General features: G+C 35.8%; 2 protein-coding genes. Both read left to right on the top strand.

What is annotated here, in order from left to right:
- The first annotated feature begins 152 nt into the window (after nt 1-152).
- Entirely contained in the window at nt 153-458 is a 306-nt protein-coding gene (locus tag B5F25_RS20840) for a putative phage abortive infection protein (protein ID WP_140407017.1), read from the top strand.
- A 12-nt stretch (nt 459-470) separates the two neighbouring features.
- Complete coding sequence (locus tag B5F25_RS20835; protein WP_087251747.1) at nt 471-1,121, top strand: hypothetical protein; 651 nt, start codon at nt 471-473, stop codon at nt 1,119-1,121.
- Nucleotides 1,122-1,356 lie beyond the last annotated feature (235 nt).

Raw genomic sequence — 1,356 nt, 5'->3', positions numbered from 1 at the left:
GGCTAACTCCCGTCAAGGCACGGAAACTTTTGCTGTTGTCTTTATGGTCGTGGTAATTCATGTCGCAAAGGTACGCGTATGCGCGATATATAACAAATCTAAATTACATAAACTCTAATATAATTAAATACCTAGATGACTATAAAAAGAGTTTGCTTAACCAGCTTGATATTAATTCGCCCCAATATGAAAATGAAAAGACGAAAGCAAAAAATAAAATTAACAGTTACTTTGCTTTTGCTCAATCAGGGCTATCTTCTTCTGAATTAGTCATACTCTATTACAATATGTTGCTATTCCCTAATGCAGAGCGTTTATATTCAACATACAATATATTCGAAAATATGCATATTGAAAGTTTGATTAAAGCAGAGCATTCTACATTTTTCCCTAACATAGAGATAAAATCTGTTGAAAGATTTAAAGATATGATTTGGAGACCAGAGACTGAAAACTAAAACAATATATCTATGAAGAAATTATTATTAATACTATTGGCTACATTGATGTCCCTCACTACGATGGTAGCTCAAGAAAAAGGTTATAAAATAGGATTATTCGGTGCTTATAACCAATGTCCTATTATTGAATCAAATCAGCAAACATCCGATGGTATAAGGCTGGTGACTGGTTCCCGATTTATTTCAACAACAAAAAACTCCTCTTATACAACAAAAAGCGAATTATATTTTGAACTAGGATTATCCGTTTCCCAAATGGGCAATGAACCTTTAGAATACACACTTGACGTAATGGCTGTGACAACGGACCTAAATAACCTTTACGTGTTTAAAGATTCTCCTATGCTCATCAAATTATATGATGATGAAGTTATCAAACTATTTTGCAAAGAGAAAGCGGAAGATAACATAGGTGAGGTAGTTTCTTTAACCTACAATATACACAGATATACAATCATTGCTCAATATAAAATCAGCAAAGAAGATATTGAGAAATTAAAAAAAGGAATTAAGAAAATCAGACTTGAGGTCAATGCAGAAAAAAGAGACTATGAATATAAACGATACAAGAAAGATGAAGTAGGAGCTTTCTTGTTTGAGGAATACAACTTGATAACAAAAGCTCTTTCTGAACAAACATCATTTGAGGAAGGTTTCTAACTTTCCAGTACTCCTTAGCCAGTACAGCTGTACTTCCCTGAAAGTACTCCAGTACTTCCATGGCAGTACTGAAGTACTCCTTAGGAAGTACTGAAAACATGACTGAAAGGCTCTATAAAAAGCCCACCGTCAAGTTAGAAGTGCAACTCCTCCACCGCCTTCCTCCGTCCTTGGAGCGTAGCGGAAAGGGCGGAGGAAGGCGGTGGAAGCCGGGCTTCGGGTCATCCGGCAATAC

This window comes from Bacteroides sp. An19 (genome assembly GCF_002160215.1).
Taxonomy (GTDB): Bacteria; Bacteroidota; Bacteroidia; order Bacteroidales; family Bacteroidaceae; genus Phocaeicola; species Phocaeicola intestinalis.
This window is presented reverse-complemented; position numbering and strand designations above follow the sequence as displayed.

Coding starts and splice junctions, on each gene's coding strand:
- B5F25_RS20835 (WP_087251747.1), top strand. CDS start 471: ATGAAGAAATTATTATTAATACTATTGGCTACATTGATGTCCCTCACT.